The sequence below is a fragment of the Jatrophihabitans sp. genome (genome assembly GCF_046262535.1).
Taxonomy (GTDB): Bacteria; Actinomycetota; Actinomycetes; order Mycobacteriales; family Jatrophihabitantaceae; genus Jatrophihabitans.
Genome location: NZ_JBHEMO010000084.1, coordinates 26,180 through 43,283, shown reverse-complemented (window position 1 = coordinate 43,283; position 17,104 = coordinate 26,180). Strand labels below are relative to the sequence as shown.

The following is a 17,104-nucleotide window of genomic DNA, read 5'->3' as shown; positions in this document are numbered from 1 at the left end:
ACCGCGGAATTCGGCTGTGACGCCCCGTTCCACGCGGCTGCGTTCCCGGCCGGCCTGTGGACCGGAGAAAGTTCGCAGAAACTTTCGCCAAGATCGACAACTTCGGGCCCGGCGACTCTGTCGTCACCGGGCCCGAAGGTGTAGACCACCGCTAGGCCGCGGCCCCCACCGGCGACACAGTCCGGACCGTGCGCTCGAGACGCAGGAGGACGACCGAGACGGCGGCGACCCACACGACGGTCAGCACGAACCCGGCGAAGCCGAATGCCGACATGGCCGATGACGTGGTGACCAGCTGCCCCACACCGGCGACGATCCCCACCGCGGCGATCAACAGCGCGAAGGCGGCGATCCAGGTCGGCAGGCCTGCGGCCGAGGCACCTCGTGCCACCGCGACCATGAGAGCGATCACCGCGATCGCGGGTGCGACGTAGAACGCCGCTTCGTCGACGGCGAACGCGAGGACGAGGGTGTCCCCGCTGATCCGGGAGCTGATCTGGGCGACCAACGCCTGTACGAGGGCGCCGAGGATGCTCAGGGACACGAGGACCGTCCCGCCGGCCAGTGCGAGACGGGAGGCGAGTCGATCCTCCGACAGCCGCTCGGCGAGGCTCACGACCAGCGCCAGCAGCGCGACGGCGGCGAGCGCGGCGAGCGCGCCCGAGGTCTGGATGCGATCATGGTGCTGGCCGAAGTAACGGCCCAGTTCGCTCGCCGACGCATCGGCCGCCGGTGGCTTGGGCAGTATTGCGCCCGCGGCGAGGCTGAGAATGACGAACACGATGCCGCCCGCGGCGCCCACTCGCTGGTCAGTCATCGCCGTCACCGGCCTCGAAAGCGATGAGCGTCATCGCCGGCGACGGCCGCACTCCGGCCCGATCGAAGGCCGGGAACAGGCGCTCCGCGGCGAAGCGGTCGGCGTCGGCGCGTGATACCCACTCGTCGACCGTGTGCAGCGCGCCGTCGCTCTCGCCGACGTAGTGTCGCCGCCGTCCCGCGATCGGCTCCTCCCCAAGCGCCGCGACGACGCGGCGGTAGTCGGACAGATGCATGTCCGGCGTTCTGGTCACATGGATGTAGGTCATCGTTGGCTCCCCCGGTTCGGCTGGATCTGACCGGAGGAACGCTAGGCAGCACCGGCCTGCACCACATCGGATGACCTACTCATCCCGTTACTCATTCGCCCGGGCCCGCCACGCCACGATCTCCGCCCGGCGGGTGAAGCCCAGCTTCGTCAGGACGTGCTGCACGTGGTTGGCCGCGGTCCGTTCGGACAGGACGAGCCGCTCGGCGATCTCCCGGTTGGTCCGCCCCTCGGCGACCAGGTTCGCGACCTCCCGTTCGCGGGCGGTCAAGGGGTCCCGTGGGCCGAGCGTGCGCTCGATCCGAGCGAGCCAGGGCGTCATTCCGAGGCGCGACGCCGCGGCCGCAGCGGGGACGAGGAGGCGGTGCGCCTCCGCGCGACGGCGCTGCGCGATCAGGACATCAGCCAGCTCGCACGCCACCTCGACCCCGAACGAAGGCAGCCCGGCCCGGTCGCAGATCACAGCGGCCGTCCGCAGGTCCGCCTCTGCCGCGTCCCACTCGCCCACCGCCGCGGAGCAGATCCCGAGGACGAGCTCGACCGGTCCCAGGTAGCTCGCCACGCCGGCACCGCCGACGACATGTCGGCCACGGTAGGGCGCCAGCTGTTCGCCCAGCCACACGACGTCGTCCGCGCGCCCGATCCGAACGGCGACGTGCGCTGCGCAGCTGAGCGCCGGAACTCGGAAGAACGGAGGAATGGTCCACGACCGTGGCGGTCCCGGACGTAGGTACAGCGCCGTCGCGGCGTCCAACTGGCCGGATTCGGCCAGCGCGAACGCGGGGCCCAAATGGGCGAACAGCTCGGCGCGCATCTCGCCCTCCGCCGGGCTCACCTGAGGCGCGGGCCGCAGTGACATCGGCGGGTGACCGGCGTGGTGGCCGATGGCGCCGAGCAGGCTCATGTAGGCGCCGAATCCGGCCGGGTGCCCCGTGGCATGCATGAGTTCGAAGGCGGCTTCGCCAATGCGCGCCGCCTCGTCGAACTCGCCTCGCGCTTGGGTAAGTGCGGCCTGCGCGACCAACAGATGCCACCGTGCCATCGGGCTGCCGAGCTGGTCGACGGCCCACGACAGCCTGGTCAGTTCGGCGGCGATCGCGGTCAGATCGGCCCGTTCCCAGTGGGCGTCGATCAGCCACAGACGCCCCCACATCTCGACGTCCGGCCGACGTGTCCGGGTACCCAGTCCGATCATGCGCTCGGCAAGACCGACCCTCTCGACGTGGAACTGCGGGCCGCTCCAACTCAGCTGCCGCGCGCGCAACGCGGCGACGATCGCCGTCTCGTCGCCGGAGGCGTCGGCGAGCTCGACCGCGCGCTGCGCGTGCTGCCGGCCCTCGTCCCACTGTCCGTCATACGCAAGGGCGTCAGCGATTCGGGCGATCAGCCGCGCCTGCATCGCGACGTCCTCCGCAGCTGCGAGGCGCAGGGCCTGCTCGCACCACTCCCGCACGTCGCGGTCCCACTGCCGCTCGCCGATCGGGTCAAGGGTGAGGGCGAGTTCGGCGGACAGGGTCTGGACGCAGTCGCGATCTTCCACCCCATGCATGAGGTCGGCCGCTTGGCGACACGTCATGCGCGCTTCGCGCAGGGCCCCGGCCGAGAACTCCGCGGCGGCGCGTCCGAGCAACAGACGTATCCGCGCAGTGTCGTCGAGGTCGTCCCCCCCGGTGTCGAGGGCGAGGGAGAACAACCGCGCTGCGTCCTCGAACGCGCGGCCCTGCATCGCGATCCGGGCCGCGCGGCCCGCCCACGCCACGGCGGCGTCTCGCTCCGCACCACCGCCGACGGCTGCGGCCGAGTGGTGACGAGCCAGTTCGGCGGCGTGCCGGTCGAGAGAACCGGCGTGCAGTTCCTCGATCGCCGCAGCGGCTCGGGCGTGCAGCGTCACGCGGTGTTGCACCGGAATCCGGCCGATCAGTGCGGTCCGGACCAGCCCGTGGGTGAACCGGACGACGCCGGAGGATGCCGGCTGGAGCAGGTTGGCGTCCAAGGCCGCCTGCACGGCGGCGAGGCACTCGAGGGTGTCCCGGCCGAGGCAGTGCGCGACCACGGCGATCTCCGCGTCCTCTCCGAGCAGCGCGGCCGCGACGAGGAACTCCTGAGCCGCGGTCGGCAATCGGGAGGTCCGGAAGCCGACGACGTCCAGGACGCTGGTCGGCACGCCGCGAGCACCGCCGAGCGACCACGCCCGGCCGAGCTCGGTGAGGTAGAAGGGGTTGCCGCGGGCCAGGGCGACCGCGTCCGCGACCGCCTCGTCCGGCAGGGGGCCGACGCAGGCAGCCTGCACGCACTGCGCACTGGCCTCGTCGCTCAACCCGCCCAGGTCGAGGCGATGGAGCGCGGCTTCGGACAGCAGGGCGGGGCCCGCGGCCAGCCAGGCCTCGGAGGGATCGTCGGGGCGCAGCGAAGCACCCACGAACAGCGCCTCGTTGCCCATTCGCCGCACGACGTAGGTCAACGCGTGCAGCGACGACTCGTCGACCCATTGCAGGTCGTCCACCACGAGCACGAGCGGTGCTTGCCCGAGCAGGGCGACCCGCACGGCTTCGTAGATGCCGAAGCGGTCGCTGCCGATGGAGGTCGGCAGCGGCATGACCTGCTGCCACATCCAGTAGGGCGGCACGTCGCCGGTGGGGATCCCTCGAGTGCGCAGCACGGTTGTGGCCGGCGCGAGGTCGCTCGTCAGTTCCCTCAGCAACGCGGTCTTGCCGATGCCGGCCTCGCCGGCCACCACCACGGCGGACGGGTGCCCCTCGAATGCGGCCGACAGTCGCCGGCGCAGGTCCTCGAGTTCTCGCCCACGACCGACCAGGTCCGTCCGCACGAGCGGAGACTAATCGCCGCGCGGGCGATCGGATACCGGGGCGAGGGCCCAGTGCCCGCCGTTGTCCGTATGGCAGTACTCGGGCCCGGCGACTGTACGGTCACCGGGCCCGAAGGGTGTAGCAGTAGCAGTCCGCGTCAGACGGCGGTCACCGTCAACGGGATGGAGGCCACCACGTCCGGGTGCAGGTCAACCGTCACCGTGTGCGAGCCCGTCGACTTGATGTGGCCGTCGATCTGGATGCGCTTCTTGTCGAGCGTCGGGCCGCCGGCGTCCTTGACCGCGGCGGCGATGTCGTTCGTCGTGATCGACCCGAACAGACGGCCGTCCTTGCCGGCCCGCGCCGGGAGGGTGACCGACAGCTTCTCGAGGTCGGCCTTGATCTCGCGGGCGTGGCCGAGGTCGCGGATCTCGCGGGCGTCGCGCGACCGCTTGATCTGGACGATCTGCTTCTCGGCGCCCTTCGACCACAGGATGGCCGCGCCGCGGGGGACGAGGAAGTTGCGGCCGTAGCCGTCGGCGACCTCGACGATGTCACCGGCGAGACCGAGGCCGGCGACCTCGCGCGTCAGGATGAGCTTCACGATGATCCCCTTTCTCAGCGCGCGGTCGACGTGTAGGGCAGCAGGGCCATCTCGCGGGCGTTCTTGATCGCCTTGGCGATCTGCCGCTGCTGCTGGGCGCTCACGCCGGTGACCCGCCGTGCGCGGATCTTGCCGCGGTCGGAGATGAACTTGCGGAGCAGGTTCGTGTCCTTGTAGTCGATGTACTCGATCTTGGCCGCGGCGAGCGGGTTGGACTTCTTCTTCGGCTTGCGAATGGGTGGTTTGGGCATGTCCGTATGTCTCCGTGTCTGTGGTGCGAAAAGTCAGTGATCTAGAAGGGGGGCTCGTCAGAGAAGCCGCCGCCGGACGCCGGTGGAGCCGAGCCCCACGGATCGTCGGACGGGCCGCCGCTGCCGCCGGCGGGACCGGCGTCCGAGCCGGACGCGCCGAAGCCGCCGCCGGAGGAGGAGCCGCGCTGCGTGCGGTTCACCTTGGCCGTCGCGTACTTCAGGGACGGGCCGACCTCGTCGACCTCGAGCTCGACGACCGTGCGCTTCTCGCCCTCACGGGTCTCGTAGGAGCGCTGCTTCAGGCGACCTTGGGCGACGACACGCATGCCGCGCGTCAGGGACTCGGCCACGTTCTCGGCGGCCTGCCGCCAGATGGAGCAGCGGAGGAACAGCGCCTCGCCGTCCTTCCACTCGTTCGAGTTCTTGTCGAACGTGCGGGGCGTGGATGCGATCGTGAAGGACGCGACGGCCGCACCCGACGGCGTGAACCGCAACTCGGGATCGGCCGTCAGGTTGCCGACAACCGTGATGATCGTTTCGCCGGCCATCGGATTACCGCTGGTCCGGGCGCAGGACCTTGGTCCGCAGCACCGACTCGTTGAGGTTCAGCTGTCGGTCCAGTTCCTGGACGGCGGCGGGGTTGGCCTGCAGGTCGACGACGGCGTAGATGCCCTCTGGGTGCTTGTTGATCTCGAAGGCCATGCGGCGGCGGCCCCAGACCTCGACCTTCTCGACCGTGCCGCCATCGTTCTTGACCACCGACAGGAAGGCGTCGAGCGACGGAGCGATCGTCCGCTCTTCGAGGGTGGGGTCGAGGATGACCATGACTTCGTAATGGCGCATGAGTGTGCCATTCCTCCTGTGGACTAGTCGGCCACGGGCTCTCCGTGGCAGGAGGTGTTCGGCAACCGGCGCAACCAGGTGGTTCGCACAGTTCGTTGGCCGAACTCTGTCAGAGTACCGGCCGAGCTAACCGAATCCGAAATCGGTGTGATCGGCGAGAGCAAGCCCGAGGAGCGCCAGCGACGAGGAGCTTCGGTCGAACGCCCGCCGTCGCGCGGCGAAGCGAGCTTGCGTGCGGAGCGACGACGGACCCGAGCGAAGCGAGCGGTCCAGAGGAGATCCGCCTCGGCGGAATGAGCAGGAGATCCGCCTCGGCGGATCAGTTACGGCGCAGGAGATACAGGCGGGCGTACAGGCCGGCGACCGAGAAGAGCGCGATGATCGCGATGAGCGCGAGCACGATGGACAGCTGGCCCGTGGACGACCGCCCGGACGCGAGGTCGATGGTCTTGTGCTTGCCGGAAGCCTTCTGGTCCGGCTGGGCGGCGGGAGCGGCCGCGGCCTTGGCACTCGACTGGGTGCCCGTGCTCGTCGACACCGGCAGCAGTCCGGCCGAGTCACCGGCCTGCGAACCGAACCCCGGCAGGGCACCGGCGTTGAAACCGCCGTCGGTGAACACCCCGTCGCCGCTGCCGTGCGGAACGACCTGAGCCGGCACAGGAACCACGTTGCCGGGCAGCGTGGGGGGCGCGGAGGTCGTCTTGCCCGGCTTCGACCCGCTGCCGCCGGCATTGCTGCCCGCGCCCTTGGCCGGGTTCAGGTCAGGGACGGCCACGCCGAGCGTCGGCAGGTTGATCCCGGGAACGCCGATGGTGGGCAGCTGGTTACCGGCGATGTTCGGCGCGACCGAGACGCCGGGCAGCTGGATCGAGATGCCGCCCTTCGGAGGGTTGTCGGCGACGACGATCTTGCCGACCCAGCTGTTGGACGCGTTCAACGCGACACCGGCCTGCTGGAGCAGGTTCAGGTTGGTGCTGCTCACGCCGTTCTTCGTGCAGCCCAGGAGCACCGGAAGGACGTACTGGACCTTCCAGGTGAACGCGTAGGTGCCCCTGGTCGGGAAGGTGAAGGACTTGGCCGGCACGCCCGCGCACGCGCCGCTCGTCGGTCCACCGAGCGTGACGGTCTGTGCCCCGCCGGGGAAGGACGAGCTGAACGATGCCACGACCTGGTACTGCCCGAGCAGCGGGCTGAGCAGCGAGTCCAGCAATCCGCCGAGGGCCGGGATGTTCTGTAGACCCGCGGTGGGCAGCGCCGAGGCCTTGAAGTTGACCGTGTCGCCCGGATGCACGCCGATCTCGGAGCCGCCGAGGACGCTGTCCGAGGTGGCAACGCCGGTCAGTGACAGCTGCGCGTTGACCGTGGACGCGGCTCCGGCCGGTGAGAAGGCGAGCAGGGTCGCCGCAGTGACCGCGATGCCGGCGAGCCCGACTAGCCAGCGCCACCGGGGACGGCTTCCCGGCGCGGTCTGGTGACGACCCGGCATCGACACTCCTGACACGGTTCATTGACGACGAACGCCCGGACGGCGGGCGAAATACAACCAAAGCTTAACGCACTTGGCCCTTGGCTAAACGACTGCTTGCCAGTCTCGGTTACGCGGGGCCGGCGCGCCACCCGGGCCGCGGCCGCCCGGCGGCGTCCGGCCCGCGCCCCGAATGGCCTCGATTGCCGCTGATTGCCCGCCGCGGCCGTCCGACCCGGAACGTAATCTGCCCCTATGGCCGGGAACAGCACGATCAAGACAGCCAGAGTCGGCGCGCACGTCAAGTCGGGGGACCCCTTGGCGGCGGCCGAAGCGAGCGGCGCGGCCGCCGTCCAGTTCTTCCTCGCCGATCCGCAGGGCTGGAAGAAGCCGGTGGAACACGAACACGCCGCAGCGATCCGGGCGACCGAGCTGGCCGTGTACGTCCACGCGCCCTACGTATTGAACCTGGCGACCACGAACAACCGGATCCGCATCCCGAGCCGCAAGCTGCTCGCCCAGCACGCCGAAGCGGCCGCGGGCGTCGGCGCGAAGGCCCTGATCGTGCATGGCGGCCATTTGAACGCCGACGACGATCCGGCCATCGGCGTCGACAACTGGCGCAAGGCATTCTCGCGGGTGGCCGAGGAGAGCGGCGGTTACCCCGTCCAGATCCTGATCGAGAACACCGCCGGCGGCACCAACGCGATGGCCCGGCGCTTCGACCGGCTCGCCCAGCTCTGGGACGCCGTCGGCGAGTACGGCGTCGGCTTCTGCCTCGACACCTGCCACGCCCACGCCGGTGGCGAGGACCTCGATGGCATCGTCGACCGCGTCCGGGCGATCACCGGGCGCATCGACCTCGTGCACGCGAACGACAGCCGCGACGGGTTCGACTCCGGCGCCGATCGGCACGCCAACATCGGTTCCGGTCAGATCGACGCGGCCGCCATCGCCGACGTCTGCCGCGCGGCCGGCAGCGACGTGATCGTCGAAACCCCGGGCGGCGTCGAGGGCCAGGGCGCGGACATCGACTACCTGCGCAAGTCGATCTGATCGTCGAGCTCATCCTCGGCGTCGCGCATCCAGTAGTCAGGAGCGCCGTCGAACGGGCCGCCGCTCGGATCGTCGATCCCGTCGACCCGCACGACGTCCAGCCACGGACACCACATCTCGCGCACGACCAGTGCAGCCAGCCCGATCAGCAGCCCGTCGCGGATCACCAGCAACAGGGCCAGCCAGCCATAGCTGATGCCGTGCGCGGCGACGTCGTAGCCGAGCAACAACGTCAGCGTGGCGAACCAGACCGCGACCTCGAACAGCTGCCAGACCATCGTGAGTCGCCAGCGCGGACGGGCCAAGGCGATCAGAGGAACCAGCCACAGGGAGTACTGCGGGCTCCACACCTTCGTCGTCATCAGGAAGGCGAGGACCGACAGGAAGGCGAGCTGGGCCAGCCGTGGCCGCACCGGTGCCGCCAGCCCGAGGACGACGACGACGGTGAGCGCCGCGACGAGCGCCAACGCCACCGCCAGCCCCGGCGGCTTCCAGAACGGCGTGTCGCCGGCCGTGAACGACCCGTCGAAGAGGGTCTTCAGCAAGGCCCAGACGGTGGAGCGTTCGGTTGGTCGCTCGATGCTGAACTTGTAGAACTCCCACCAGCCGTGGTGGTAGGCGATGCCGACGGGGACGTTCACCGCGCACCACACCAGCCCGGCCGCGACCGTCGCCCACAGAGCGTCGGCGAACTTGCGAGTTCGCACCGCGAGGATCCCGATGGCCACGAGCAGGAACACGGGATACAGCTTCGCCGCCGTGCCCAGCCCGATCATCGCCCCGGCCAGGAGCGGCCGGTTGCGCGACCACGCCCACAAGGCGCAGGACGCGAACGCCATGGCGAGCAAATCCCAGTTCGAGAAGGCGTGGAAGATCAGCAGGGGGGAGAGCGCGAAGATCGCGGCGTCGTACGGTCTTCGCCGCGCCGTCTGCGCCGTGGCCGCGGTCACCACGAGTCCGCACAGCGACAACAGGATCGCGGTCAACACCCCGAAGACCACCTGCTCCGACCAGTCGGAGGAGATGGCATGCACCCCGCGCGTCAGATCGGCGGTCAACCACATGAACGCGCCGGTGAGCACCGGGTATTCGACGGCAGTGTCGCGGTAGGGCACGGCGCCGACGTCGAGGCGCTCGTCACTCCACAGCGGGACGACGTCGGAGTAACAGAAGTGCGTGTATTGCTTGTGACCGGTCCAGATGCCATCGGCGCACGGCGACTTCTCCGCGTAGCCGAGCAACAAGGTGCCGATCGTCATGGCCAGCAGCCACCGCACCGGCGTCCACCAGGAACGCGAGGGCACGCCGGCGTGCCGGCCCCAGGCTCCGCCGATGGCCCGGGCCGCGCGCCAGGCGGTCGGATCGGCGCGACTCGGCAACCGGGCCGGCGCGACCGCAGGTGCGGGCGCGACATCCGACGGCTCGGCCGCGTCGTGCGGTTCGGCCACGCGCGTCACCGCGTCATCCTGGCATGCCGCCGGTTGCGGCTGCGGAGGCGCCGCGGTTGAGTTACGGCCCGGCGGATGCGGCCGGAGTCGACTTGCATGGCTTGCCCAACAACGCGCCGCACGACGGGGTCGCGCTGTTGCTTCCGCTCGGCACCGGCGGCGGGGTGTACGGCGTCGACGAGGACGGAGCCGCAGTCGGGGACGGGAAGCCGGACGTGATCGAGAACGTCGGCTTCGGCGTCTTGGATTGCGTCGGCTTCGGCGTGAACGTCGGGCTGGGCTTCGGCTTGCCGCCGTTGGCCGCGATCAGTTGCTTGCTGGGCAGCTTGAGCGCGGGCTTGCCGGCCAGGTAGGTGTCCATGAACAGCTTCCAGGTCTTGCCCGGCAGGTCGGCACCGTAGAGCGGCTGGCCCGCGGCGTTGAAGATGGGCTTGGACAGCCCCGTGCCGACCCACACCGAGGCGCTGACCTGCGGGGTGAACCCGACCATCCAGGCGTCGCTGTTGTCGAACGAGCCCTTCTTGGTGATGCCCTCGGTACCGGTCTTGGCCGCGGACGGGCGCCCGTTGGCCAAAGCGTCGTCGGACCAGGCGGCGATCGGCTCGAGCGTGAGCGTGGTGTCGTTGGCGACCCGCTTGTCGATGGCCTGCTTGGCCGAGCCGTGATGGGTGTACACGACCTCGCCGTCGGACGCCGTCGCCTTCTGCACGAAGTAGGGATCGTTGCGCTTCCCGCCGTTGTCGAGGGTGGCGAAGCCGACCGCCTGGTCGAGCGGGGTGACGGCGTAGTCCCCGATGCCGATGCCGAACGTCGTGTGCCCGTTGCGGTCCTGCAGGGTCTTCGTACCGTTGCTGTTCTTCTCCGCGACTCCCATCGCATGGGCAGTGTCGGCGACGTTGTCCGGACCGGCCTGGAACGCGAGCTGGTCGAAGGTCGTGTTGAGCGAGTACTTCATCGCCAGGGCCAGCTTGATCTGCGGGCTGCTCACCGACTCGTCGCCCGGGTCGTTCTGGATCAGCGTGCCGTCGATCTTCTTCTTGTAGCTGCCATCGACGATGCTGTCGATCGCCAGGTGTTGCTTGCCCTCTTGCTTCTTGACCGTCTGGGTGAGGACGGTTGCGAGCGTGTAGGGCTTGAACGACGAGCCCGGCGGGCGACCGCCGCGGCCGGCGTAGTCGTTGTAGTCGACCTTGCCGTCGTAGCCCTTCTTGCCCGGCCCGGACCCGCCGTAATAGGCGAGCACCGCGCCGGTCTTCGGGTCGACTGCGGTCAGCGCGTTCTTGAGGTTGCGCTGCTTCTTGGTCAGGTGCGCGAACGTCGTGTTGATCGCCGTCAGCGCAGCCTTCTGGGCCTTCTTGTCGATCGTGGTCCGGATCGTGAGGCCGCGCTTGTTCACCTGGGCCTCGCTGATGCCATGTGCCTGCAGTTCGGCCAGCACCCTGTTGACCACCAGCGAGTGCCAGCCCGAACTGCCCAACCCGTTCCCTCGTGGCGGGATCGTCGTCGGGAACTTCAGGGCGAGCTCCTGCGCCTGGGTCAGGTGTTTCGTCTTGACCATGCCGTCGATGACGTAGCGCCACCTCTGCTGGGCCACCGTCTGGTCGTTGGCCGGGTCGTAGTAGCTGGGCGCGCGCAGCAACCCCGCCAGCAGTGCGCCCTGCGCCACCGTCAGCTTGCCGACGTCCTGGTTGAAGAACGCGTGGGCGGCGGCCTGGATGCCGTAGGCGCCGCGGCCGAAGTACACGGTGTTCAGGTAGAACTCGAGGATCTGATCCTTGGAGTAGTTGCGGGTCAGCTTCACCGCGATCATCAGCTCTTTGAGCTTGCGGGTCAGTGACGTCGCGTTGTTCAGGTAGGCGTTCTTCACGTACTGCTGGGTGATGCCGGAGCCGCCCTGGGTGTTGCCGCCGGTGACGTCTGTCAGCGCCGCACGGACGGTGCCGCGGATCGAGACCCCTGGCTCGCTGTAGAAGCCCCGGTCCTCGGCGGCCAGGACGGCCCACCGCACGTGTTGGGGCACCTGCTCCAGGTGCACGATGGTCCGGTCCTCCGTGCCGATCCGGGCCAGCGTGGAGCCGTCGGAGTACTCGATCGTCGCCACTTGGACGACCGGCAGTGTCTCCGGGCGCGGCACGTCCGTGAACATGTAGTACATGCCGATCACGGCGACCATGCCCGCGGCGACGAAGCCGAGCAGCCAGGTGCCCACGATCATCGAGCGGCGGGCGAAGCGCCGGCGCCCGGACATCGCGGCAACCCGGGCCTTCGTGGCCGCACGCCGCTGCCGACGCCGGTGACGGAAGCGGGCCAAAGCGCCGGCGTCGTCCGGGGAATCGGGCGCGTTGCCCGAATCCGACGGTCGCCGGCGCTTGTCCCGACCCAACTGCAAACGCTCGCCCTCGTTACTCATCAGTTCGGAGGTTACTTGGCGGTTCCGGGCGGCGGGAGTTCGTCTCAGCGAGGTCAGGTGGCAGGCGCCGGCTCCGGGTCCGGCGACGGCTCCGGGCTGGGCGTGGGGTCCTCGGCCGTCTGGGACGCGGGAGGCGGCGGCGCGGTCAGCGACTGCTCCAGGATCTGCGCGACGTCCAGGACCTTCACGTCCTCGCGGACCTCGCCCTCGCCGACCTTGGCCGCCACGGCGTCGGACAGCATCACCATGCAGAACGGGCAGGCGGTGGAGATCAGGTCGGGATCCAGGCCGAGCGCCTCGTCGGTGCGCTCGACGTTGATCCGCTTGCCGATCTTCTCCTCCATCCAGAACCGGGCGCCGCCGGCGCCGCAGCAGAACCCCCGCTCCTTGCAGCGGTGCATCTCCTCCGAGCGCAGCTGCGGGATGGCGCCGAGGACCTCGCGCGGCGGCGTGTAGACCTTGTTGTGCCGCCCGAGGTAGCAGGGGTCGTGATAGGTGACCTTCTTGTCCACCGGCTCGACCGGCGTCAGCTTGCCGTGGGCGACGAGCTTGCCCAGCAGCTGGGTGTGGTGGATGACCTCGTAGTGCCCGCCCAGTTGCGGGTACTCGTTGGCGAGGGTGTTGAAGCAGTGGGGGCAGGTCGCCACGATCTTCAGTGGCTCGGCCCGGGTGATCGAGTTCAGCGTCTCGACGTTCTGCATGCCCTGCATCTGGAACAGGAACTCGTTGCCCAGCCGGCGGGCCGGGTCACCCGAGCACGACTCGGCCGAACCGAGCACGGCGAACTCGACACCGGCGACGTGCAGCAGTTCGGAGAACGCGATCGTCACCTTGCGAGAGCGGTCCTCGAGCGCGCCGGCACAGCCCACCCAGAACAGGTAGTCGATGTCAGCGTCCAACTTGGTGCCCGGCTGGGCCCGGCGGACCTCGAAGGACAGGTCGTCCATCCACTCGTCGCGGCCCTTGTCGGACATGCCCCACGGGTTGCCCTTGTTCTCGATGTTGCGCAGCATGACGCCGGCCTCGGACGGGAACGCGGACTCGATCAGCACCTGGTAGCGCCGCATGTCGACGATGTGGTCGATGTGTTCGATGTCGACCGGGCACTGCTCGACGCACGCGCCACACGTGGTGCACGACCAGAGAACGTCCGGGTCGATGACGCCGCCCTCCGCGGCGGTGCCGACGAGCGGACGGACGGCTTGCTCCGGAACGGCCCCCTGGACGCGCGGGTAGCCGGCCTCGGGCACCGCGTGCCCGTGCTCCGAACCCTCGGGCTTGAAGTCCGGGACGTGATCGGCCGGCGCTTCCATCGTGCCGAAGATGTACGGCGCCTTGGCGAAGAGGTGGTCACGCAGGTCCATGATCACCAGCTTGGGCGACAACGGCTTGCCGGTGTTCCACGCCGGGCACTGCGACTGGCAGCGCCCACACTCGGTACAGGTGGCGAAGTCCAGGTAGCCCTTCCAGGTGAAGTCCTCGATCTTGCCGCGGCCGAAGACCGTGTCCTCTGAGAGGTTCTCGGCGTCGGCGAAGTCGATCGGCTTGCCGTCGTCGTCGGTGACCGGAAGCAGCGAGCCGAGAGCGGTCGGCTCGCGCTTGGTCAGCACGTTGAGCGGCGCCGTCGCGATGTGCAGGTGCTTCGAGTAGGTCACGAGGATCGTGAAACCGAAGATGACGGCCATCTGTGCCAGGAGGAAGAACGTCTCGACACCCTGGTTGTAGGCGCCGGCGCCGAGCGCCTTGGCCACGAGGTAGGACGCGAAAGGCCACTTCGACCGGCCGAACGGGAAGTGCCCGGTGTTGTACTGGGCGCCGCGGTAGAGCAGCAGGGTGATGACGACCAGCGCGATCATGCCCAGCACCGCCCAGGCCGGGCCGGTGTGCGAGCCGTAGAAGCGGCTCGCCCGCTGCTTGCGCTCGGGTGCGTTGCGCAGCCGGTTGATCGCGAAATACGTCAGGCCGAGCAGCACGGCAACGGCGAAGAAGTCCTCGAGGAAGCCCAGCCAGCGCGCGTGACCGAAGATCGGGATCGCGAAGTCCTGGCTCAGCACCAGCGCGCCGAACGCCTCGACGATGGTGAGGCCGAGGATCACGAAGCCCCAGAAGGTGAAGAAGTGGGCGAGGCCGGGTGCGTTCCACTTCAACAGCCGCTGCTGCCCGAATACCTCGACGATCTGGTCCTTGAACCGCTCCTGCAGATCGTCGGTCCGACCGTCGACCTTCTTGCCCGAGCGGATCAGCTTCACCAGCCATGCGATCCGCCGGCCGGCGACGGTGGCGGTGACGACGAGCATCGCCAGGGCGAGAGTGATCCGTAGCCAGCCAGGGCTCGTCCACTCCCAGTCGATGATCACTCCGTGCGCGACGGTGTGCGACAACGTGCTCTCCTCGCAGTCGAGCGAAGCCGGGGAACCTAGTCGAGACTATTCGTTATTACCGGCCGGTAACCCAATCCCGCCCCTGTATGTGGCGGGACCCACGCATTGATCCTGCCCGCTCCCTGTTGCGGCCCGTTCGCCGGTCGACACCGCCGCGGGAACCGGCTACAAACGAGCCATGGCGAAAAAGCCGGATGCCTCACGAGTCCCGTCCGCAGTCGGTGCCATTCCGGTGGTCGGCGACCTGATGAGGTCGGCCGACGCCCAGGCCCGCTGGATGCAGGAGATGCTCGAGCAGAACGCCCGGCTGATCGGTCAGTTCCCGGCGACGATGAAGACGTTCAACGACTCGATCGAGCGGTTCAACCAGACGATCGGGCGCCTCGACCGGGCCGTGACGAGCATCGAGACCGCGACCAAGAACCTCACCGGGCCGATGGAGAAGGTGCTCGGCTCGATCGACCCGAAGGCGTTGCGGGAGATCCCGGAGGTCCTGGATGCTCTGCGCAAGGAGGCCGTCCCGGCCATGCGTGCCGCCACGGACACCCAGAAGCAGGTCGCGATCCTCCAGTCGACGATCGAGCGGGTCCTCACGATCCTGAGCGAACTGCCCGGCGCCGGTATGTTGCGCCGGCTCACGTCCGCTCGCGACGCCGACGACGCCACGGCGTCGGTCCGTCCCAAAGCGGACAAGCCGGGCAAGGCGCGCTGAATCTCAACCGTCCGCGTCCGGCTGCTCCGCGCGAAGCAGGGTGCCGGCCCGCGCCTCCAACAGCGCGACCGCCATCAGCTCACCGTTCACCGGGCCGAAATGCTCGAGCGCGTGCCGGTGGAGGTCCGTGAGGGCCGTCAGCATCGGGTGGGGCAGGTTCTGATCGTCGGCGAACCGGAGTACCGAGTCCAGCTCCTCGACGCAGCGGTCCAGCCCGAACGTGGTGAGGTAGTCGCCCCGCAAGAGAGCGGACAGGTGGCGGTGGGCGAACGCTCCGTCGCCTGCGCTGCCGCCCAGGGCCGTCGCCATCGTGGATGCGTTGATGCCGGCACGCTGGGCGACGAGCAGCGCCTCGGCGGTCATGACCGCTTGTCCGAACCACAAGGCATTGATCAGCAACTTGGCGAGGTACCCGGCCCCGGGGCCGCCGACGTGCCGGATCTCGGTTGCGAACGCCTGCAGAACCGGCCGGACCTGCGCCAACGTGCTCGCAGGGCCGCCCACGTACAAACCGACCGTGCCGTCGGTCATCGCCTGAACGCCGCCGCCGAGGGGTGCGTCGAGGTAGGCGATGCCCCTCGCGAGCGCGGCCTCGGCGAGACGAGTTGCGAGGTCGGGAGCAGCGCTGGTGAGGTCCACCCAAACCGGACCGGGTGACAGCCCGACGAGCAGCCCCTCCGGGCCGAGCGCCACGTTCGCCAACTCGCTGCTGCCCGGCAGGACGGTGAGGACGACCTCGCTGCCGGCGATCGCGTCGGCAAGCCGCGGCGCCCACGTGGCCCCGGCCGCCCGCACCTGGCGTTCGACCTCCGGACGGACGTCGTGGGCGCGCACGAGATGGCCCGCGGCGACCAGGCGCCGTACCAGCGGCAACCCGATCCGGCCGATTCCGATGACCGCGACCGCGCTCATCGGCTGTCCGCACCCGCCCCGCCGGCCAATCCCGGTCCCTTCCGCCGTGCTGATATCCGGTCCACGGCACGCAGCGAGGTACAGAGGCACCGCCCCTGTACCTCGCTGCGTGTGGCCGGGCCGGTCGGCTACGCCAGGTGGTTGGCCTGCAGGAAGGCCTTGGCGACGACGGCCGGATCCTTCTGGTCGATCTGGACGGCCTTGTTCAGCGCCACGATCGCGTCCGTCGAGAGCAGGGCACTGACCGCATTCAGGGTCTGCGCGAACGCCGGCCCCTCGGCCGTGATCAGGCTGTTCTTCACGACCGGGACGACCTGCTGGAAGCCGAAGATGCCCTTCGTGTCGGTGAGCACCGTGTACTTCTTGCTCGCCAGCTGACCATCGGTGGTGAAGATCGCGATCGAGTCGAGCTTGCCTTGGTCGAGCGCCTGGTACTGGCTGCCGATCGGCACCGGCTTGAAGGTGAAGTTGTGCAGGCCGTATGCCTGCTGCAGCCCCTTGACGCCCTGGAATCGGGTGCCGTTCTCCGGCGGGCCGCCGTAGGTGAAGGACTTGACCTTCTTGAGGTCGTCGATCGTCTTAAGTCCGTGCTGCTGGGCGAACTTGTTGGACACCGCCATGCCGTCGGCGTCCTGGAACGGCGTGGGCGCGAGGACGGTGAAACCGCGCTTCTTCTCATAGTCGGTCGCACCCTGCAAAGTGATCTCGGCACTCTTCGGGCGGTCGCCCAGCTTGGCCAGCTCGGTGTAGATCACGCCGCTGTACTCCGGGTACCACTGGATCTTGCCGCTGGTCAGCGCCTTGTCGATCACCGTCGAGCTGCCGATGTTGCCCTTGAGCGTGACCGTGAAGCCCTTGGCCTGCAGCGCCTGCTTGTACAGCTCGCCCAACAGGTACTGCTCGGCGAAGTTCTTGTCACCCATGACGATGGCGGGCTTGCCCTTGCCGGGCTGACTGTTGCTGGTACTGCCCTTGGCCCCGCCAGAGGCGGCGCCGCTGTTCTTGCTCTTCCCCCCGCTCGAACCGCATGCCGCCAAGGTGGCTGCGAGAGCCACCGCAATCCCAGCGGTGACGGTACGGCCGAACACTCCGGTCGATTTCATCAGGCACTTCTCCCTTTTTTCAGTTGGC

Annotated in this window: 15 protein-coding genes; 2 read left to right on the top strand and 13 right to left on the bottom strand. The window is 69.1% G+C overall.

The genetic code is table 11. From position 1 onward, the window contains the following. Positions 1-151: 151 nt before the first annotated feature. The 8 genes from ABR571_RS12275 to ABR571_RS12240 form a co-directional block, all read right to left on the bottom strand. On the bottom strand, positions 152-817 hold the full coding sequence (locus ABR571_RS12275; protein ID WP_409453492.1) for a hypothetical protein: 666 nt from the start codon (positions 815-817) through the stop codon (positions 152-154). After that, on the bottom strand, positions 810-1,085 hold the full coding sequence (locus ABR571_RS12270) for a hypothetical protein (RefSeq protein ID WP_409453491.1): 276 nt from the start codon (positions 1,083-1,085) through the stop codon (positions 810-812). The genes ABR571_RS12275 and ABR571_RS12270 overlap by 8 nt, the downstream gene beginning before the upstream one ends. Before the next feature lie 87 nt (positions 1,086-1,172). After that, positions 1,173-3,911 carry an ATP-binding protein gene (locus ABR571_RS12265; protein ID WP_409453490.1) on the bottom strand — a complete coding sequence of 913 codons (2,739 nt, stop codon included), beginning with the start codon at positions 3,909-3,911 and terminating at the stop codon, positions 1,173-1,175. A 137-nt stretch (positions 3,912-4,048) separates the two neighbouring features. Continuing rightward, positions 4,049-4,495 (bottom strand): 50S ribosomal protein L9, encoded by a 447-nt coding sequence (gene rplI / locus ABR571_RS12260; RefSeq protein WP_409453489.1) that lies wholly within the window; start codon positions 4,493-4,495, stop codon positions 4,049-4,051. Between the two features lie 14 nt (positions 4,496-4,509). Beyond that, positions 4,510-4,746, bottom strand: coding sequence for a 30S ribosomal protein S18 (rpsR, locus tag ABR571_RS12255; RefSeq protein ID WP_409453488.1), 237 nt, complete (start codon positions 4,744-4,746; stop codon positions 4,510-4,512). 41 nt (positions 4,747-4,787) lie between these two features. Further along, a complete protein-coding gene (locus ABR571_RS12250) occupies positions 4,788-5,294 on the bottom strand; it encodes a single-stranded DNA-binding protein (RefSeq protein ID WP_409453487.1) in 507 nt (168 codons plus the stop codon). Positions 5,295-5,298: 4 nt separating this feature from the next. Next, a complete protein-coding gene (rpsF, locus tag ABR571_RS12245; RefSeq protein ID WP_409453486.1) occupies positions 5,299-5,589 on the bottom strand; it encodes a 30S ribosomal protein S6 in 291 nt (96 codons plus the stop codon). Positions 5,590-5,908: 319 nt separating this feature from the next. After that, positions 5,909-7,075 carry a hypothetical protein gene (locus tag ABR571_RS12240; protein ID WP_409453485.1) on the bottom strand — a complete coding sequence of 389 codons (1,167 nt, stop codon included), beginning with the start codon at positions 7,073-7,075 and terminating at the stop codon, positions 5,909-5,911. Between the two features lie 234 nt (positions 7,076-7,309). On the opposite strand from ABR571_RS12240, the gene ABR571_RS12235 reads away from it, so the two are divergent. Continuing rightward, positions 7,310-8,110: a deoxyribonuclease IV gene (locus ABR571_RS12235; RefSeq protein ID WP_409453484.1), complete on the top strand. Its 801-nt coding sequence runs from the start codon at positions 7,310-7,312 to the stop codon at positions 8,108-8,110. Here the strand turns inward: ABR571_RS12235 and ABR571_RS12230 are convergent. From ABR571_RS12230 to ABR571_RS12220, 3 genes are all read right to left on the bottom strand, one after another. After that, the gene (locus ABR571_RS12230; protein ID WP_409453483.1) at positions 8,089-9,558 is read right to left on the bottom strand and encodes a glycosyltransferase family 87 protein; all 1,470 of its coding nucleotides are present in this window, start codon (positions 9,556-9,558) and stop codon (positions 8,089-8,091) included. The two genes, ABR571_RS12235 and ABR571_RS12230, sit on opposite strands and share 22 nt — an antisense overlap. A 61-nt stretch (positions 9,559-9,619) precedes the next feature. After that, complete coding sequence (locus ABR571_RS12225) at positions 9,620-11,968, bottom strand: transglycosylase domain-containing protein (protein ID WP_409453482.1); 2,349 nt, start codon at positions 11,966-11,968, stop codon at positions 9,620-9,622. A 53-nt stretch (positions 11,969-12,021) separates the two neighbouring features. Further along, on the bottom strand, positions 12,022-14,265 hold the full coding sequence (locus ABR571_RS12220; RefSeq protein WP_409453518.1) for a (Fe-S)-binding protein: 2,244 nt from the start codon (positions 14,263-14,265) through the stop codon (positions 12,022-12,024). Between the two features lie 262 nt (positions 14,266-14,527). On the opposite strand from ABR571_RS12220, the gene ABR571_RS12215 reads away from it, so the two are divergent. Further along, entirely contained in the window at positions 14,528-15,061 is a 534-nt protein-coding gene (locus ABR571_RS12215; protein ID WP_409453481.1) for a hypothetical protein, read from the top strand. A 3-nt stretch (positions 15,062-15,064) separates the two neighbouring features. Here ABR571_RS12215 and ABR571_RS12210 read toward each other — a convergent pair whose 3' ends face one another. Both ABR571_RS12210 and ABR571_RS12205 read right to left on the bottom strand, forming a co-directional pair. Further along, the gene (locus ABR571_RS12210) at positions 15,065-15,973 is read right to left on the bottom strand and encodes an NAD(P)-dependent oxidoreductase (RefSeq protein WP_409453480.1); all 909 of its coding nucleotides are present in this window, start codon (positions 15,971-15,973) and stop codon (positions 15,065-15,067) included. A 128-nt stretch (positions 15,974-16,101) separates the two neighbouring features. After that, entirely contained in the window at positions 16,102-17,076 is a 975-nt protein-coding gene (locus tag ABR571_RS12205) for a glycine betaine ABC transporter substrate-binding protein (RefSeq protein WP_409453479.1), read from the bottom strand. Between the last annotated feature and the right edge of the window lie 28 nt (positions 17,077-17,104).